The sequence below is a fragment of the Arthrobacter sp. 35/47 genome, assembly GCF_000520475.1.
Taxonomy (GTDB): Bacteria; Actinomycetota; Actinomycetes; order Actinomycetales; family Micrococcaceae; genus Arthrobacter_D; species Arthrobacter_D subterraneus.
Map to the genome: position 1 here is coordinate 12,659 of NZ_KI914600.1, position 4,015 is coordinate 16,673.

Below are 4,015 nucleotides of genomic sequence, written 5' to 3' on the forward strand. Positions count from 1 at the left end.
CCCCCGCCGGTGGATACCGGCAGGGGCGCTGCGAAGGATCTGTCTAGCGGAGGCCGAGCTTCGAGGAGCAGGACGGCCAGTGGCCCCAGCCGCCGTTCTGCTTCAGGACCTCGGCGGTGGCGATCTGCTCTTCGCGTGATGCCTGGTGCGGCAGCGGTGCGTACTTGCCGCCTCCGGCGCCGAGCCAGCTGGACTGGCTGAACTGCAGGCCACCGTAGTAGCCGTTGCCGGTGTTGATGGACCAGTTTCCGCCGGACTCGCACTCGGCGAGGGCGTCCCAGGCGCTGCCGCCGGACACTGCCGCCGCAGGACTGTGGTTGGGGGTTTCGATCTCTACCGGAGGCTCGCCCGCGGCTGCGGCTTCCACCTTTTCCTCTTCCTCGGGCTCAGGCTCGGGCTCCTCCTCGCGGGTACCGACGGCGATGATCTCGTCGACGGGCTCGCGGGTGACCTTGTCGCTGACCTTTTCGCGGCCGGTTTCCTTGCCGTCGATGACGGTCACGGTGAAGACGCGGGTGCGCTCGCCTGCGACGCCGGCCTGGACCACTTCGCGTTCCCCGATGAGCAGCTCGTCGGTTTCCTTCTCGGTGGAGGAGAAGTCGATCTTTTCGGTCTCGGTGACCTTCTTGTCGGACTCCACGCGGGTGACCTTGAGGCCCATCCCGGTGATGAGGGAGCTGTTGACCGGAACTGACACGCGGTCTTCGTCCCCGAGGGTGACCTTCGCTTCGGCGAGGAGGTCACTCACGGTGTTGACGGTGGTTTCGATGCGGTGGTCCTTGCCGTCCACGGCGAGGGTGACCGTCTTCGGCGTCGAAATGCTGAGGGTGGAGCTGAGGGTGACAAGCCGGGTCTCAGCCGGTGCGGAGATGTCCGAGTCGCTGGCGACACCGAGCTCGTCCACCAGTTCACCCACGGTCTCACCGGTGGTGTGGACGACGGTTTCGGCTCCGTTGAGCTGCACCTCGATGGCGGTGGCCTTGTTGACCTGGATGGCGGCGCCGTCTTCCACGGCGCTTGCGAGGGCCGGGTACACGTCGTCGTTCTCGGTGACGGTGACGTTGGCGGTCCGCAGGACGTCAGCAACGGTGCCGCCGAAGGTCTGGACGGTCTGGGCCTCGCCGTCGACCACTACCTGCACGCTCTTGCCGTTGCCCACAAAGGCCACGAGGCCCGCGACCAGGCTGAGCATGACCATCGCCTGCCCGGCGAGTACTGCCCAGCTCCTGGCGTCCCGCTTTACGTTCTTTGCCCGCTTTGCCACAAAATCCCACATCCCGCGTCGTATCCGGGCACGGGGAGAGGGCGCTCTGCAGGTGCTGCCCCGAAAAACGGCGCAGCAGAGAGTGCACTGGCAAAATGTACGACGGCGGTGGGTACCCCGAGCGCTCCCCTGACGGACACGTGCCAGGCCTGAAAATGCCTCAGGCAGGCGCGGCTCATCGCCAGCGGTAACGCAAAGAGAAACCCGTCCGCAGCGGACGGCATCAGTCCGAAAGCCTTCCCCGACCCCGGCTAATATCAGCCCACCGTAACCGAACTGTGATAAGAGGGCAAGCTGGGTCCGGTCAGCGGACGCCACTCAACCGGCGCCGATGACCTCCAGTGACACCTGCGGGTTCGCCTCCGTGAAGTGCCCCAGCTTCCACCGGTCACCGAAGACCGCGATGTGTTCGCCGTCGGACCTCCGCAGGATCTCCCCGCCCCGGAACGTCTCCGGAAGGGTGCTGGCAGGAGCCGTGGTGGTGACGCGGCGGGCGAGGGTGTAGGACAGGCTCTCCAGCGACACCGGCGCATTGAACTCGGTCCGCATGCGCTGCTCCGCCACTTCAAACTGAAGCTGCCCCACGGCCGCGAGCACCGGCGACTGGTCGCCACGCAGCTCCGAGCGCAGCACCTGGATGACGCCCTCGTGATCGAGCTGCTCAATCCCCCGACGGAACTGCTTGTACCGGCCGGGATCCTTGGCCCGCACAGCAACAAACAGCTCGGGCGAGAAGTGCGGAATCTCCGGGAAGGTGACCGCCTCCTCCTGATAGAGGCTGTCACCGACGCGCAGGCTGGTGGCATTCACCAGCCCGACGACGTCGCCCGGCCACGCCTGCTCCAGCGCCTCCCGTTCGCGCCCCAGAACCCGGTGGGCATACTTGGTGGCGAAGGGCCTGCCCGTCCGGGCATTGGTGATCACCATGCCCCGCTCAAACACTCCGGAACAGATCCGCAGGTACGCAATGTGGTCCCGGTGTGCAGTGTTCTGGCCGGCCTGAACCTTGAAGACGAAGCCGGAGAAGTCCGCTTCCACCGGACGGCGGACCCCGTTCGCCGCGACCCGTGGAGACGGCGGCGGCCCCACTTCCACGAGCATGTCCACCAGCTGGCGCACGCCGAAATTGCGGGCGGCCGCGGCGAACAGGACGGGCGTCTGACGCGCCGCGGTGAACTCGGCGGCGTCGAATTCTCCGTTCGAGGACCGCACCAGGCCCAGCTCTTCATTTGCGGCATCCCAGACTGACGAGCTCTCCGGACGGAGTTCCGCCTGATCGACCACCGTCTCGATCGCCGGCAGCGCCCCGCCGCCGACGGATTCCAGGGCAAGCGACACGTCGGCACGCACATCGAGCAGCCCCTCGAAGTGCCCGGCGGTCCCCACCGGCCAGGTCAGCGGAACCGGCACCATTTCGGTCCGCTCACCGATCTGGTCGATCAGCTCCAGAGCGTCCAGGCCGGGCCGGTCCCACTTGTTGATCACCGTCACGATGGGCAGCCCGCGCTGCTTGCACACTTCCAGCAGCTTCACGGTCTGCGGCTCGAAGCCCTTGGCCGCATCAATGAGCATCACCGCGCAGTCCACGGCGGCCAGGACCCGGTAGGTGTCTTCGGAGAAGTCGGCGTGCCCGGGGGTGTCCACCAGGTTCAGCACCGTGCCGCGGTACTCCAGCTGCAGCGCCGCCGAGCTGATGGAGATGCCGCGCTCGCGCTCCATGCCCATCCAGTCGGAGACCGTGCCGTGGCGGCTGGACTTGCCGTGGGTGACTCCGGCGTCGGTGATGGCGCTCGCGTACAGGGCCAACGCTTCGGTCAGCGTGGACTTGCCCGCATCGGGGTGCGAGATCACAGCGAACGTGCGCCTCCTCAGCGCCTGCTCGGCGATCGTGGAGGTGCGTACCGCCTCAGCGGGAGTGGTGGGGCTCGTCATGGATTCCTTCTTCCGTCTTTCAGGACTCCAGCAGGCCCTAATGCTTGTGAATCAGTACCGTTTCAGGGTTTCAATGAACTCATCCGCGCGGGTGAGGTTCTGCGCCAGCTTGTCGCGCTGGGCGGCTGCGGCTTCGAGGTAGCCCGCCAGCCGTTCGCGCAGCCGCTCCGCTGCTGCACCGCCGGCATCCGGAAGCTCATCGACGATCGAGAGCAGATCCTTCATCTCTTCGAGTGTGAACCCGAGCGGCTTCATTCGGCGAATCACCATCAGGCGGTCGACGTCGGCTTCCGTATAAACGCGGAAGCCGCCTTCCGTCCGGGAGGACGCCGGCAGCAGGCCCACCTCGTCATAATGCCGGATGGTGCGCAGCGACAGACTGGTCCGCTCGGCAACCTCACCGATGTGCATGGTTGCGGTTGCGGTGCCCGCCGAGTCACTCATGCGTCCCACAATAGCCAATCTTCCGTAACGTTAGGTTAGAGTTAGGGGTCGGCAGTCGCGGCGCGCAAGCGCGCCGTAAGCCCCTCGTACATTGGCGTACAGCCTATCGCCCTTACCGGAGAACCCCGGAAAGAGGCGGCCCACGCCCGCTTCACCCGCCTCCAGGAAGACCCCGCATGCCTACGTCCAGCACGGCCCTGACACCACTCGAACGCCAGTCGGTTCTGAGGACCCTCAAGAATCCCCGGCTGCTCAAGGTCGAGGTCCTGGCCGGGCTGGTGGTCGCCCTGGCCCTGATTCCCGAAGCCATTGCGTTCTCCATCATTGCGGGCGTTGACCCGCGCCTGGGCCTGTTTGCCTCCTTCACCATGGCGG

4 protein-coding genes are annotated in these 4,015 nt (G+C 66.4%); 1 reads left to right on the forward strand and 3 read right to left on the reverse strand.

Annotated elements, in window-relative coordinates; translation table 11 throughout:
- Nucleotides 1-43: 43 nt before the first annotated feature.
- The 3 genes from X803_RS22960 to X803_RS0109980 all read right to left on the reverse strand — a co-directional run bounded on the left by X803_RS22960 (nucleotide 44) and on the right by X803_RS0109980 (nucleotide 3,640).
- The gene (locus tag X803_RS22960) at nucleotides 44-1,264 is read right to left on the reverse strand and encodes a resuscitation-promoting factor (RefSeq protein WP_026545027.1); all 1,221 of its coding nucleotides are present in this window, start codon (nucleotides 1,262-1,264) and stop codon (nucleotides 44-46) included.
- A 318-nt stretch (nucleotides 1,265-1,582) separates the two neighbouring features.
- Complete coding sequence (locus X803_RS0109975; RefSeq protein ID WP_026545028.1) at nucleotides 1,583-3,196, reverse strand: peptide chain release factor 3; 1,614 nt, start codon at nucleotides 3,194-3,196, stop codon at nucleotides 1,583-1,585.
- Between the two features lie 51 nt (nucleotides 3,197-3,247).
- Entirely contained in the window at nucleotides 3,248-3,640 is a 393-nt protein-coding gene (locus X803_RS0109980) for a MerR family transcriptional regulator (RefSeq protein ID WP_026545029.1), read from the reverse strand.
- A 176-nt stretch (nucleotides 3,641-3,816) separates the two neighbouring features.
- Between X803_RS0109980 and X803_RS19085 the strand changes: the two genes are divergently transcribed.
- Nucleotides 3,817-4,015 (forward strand): SulP family inorganic anion transporter (locus X803_RS19085; protein ID WP_035778523.1); only part of this gene is annotated, 199 nt, incomplete at its 3' end.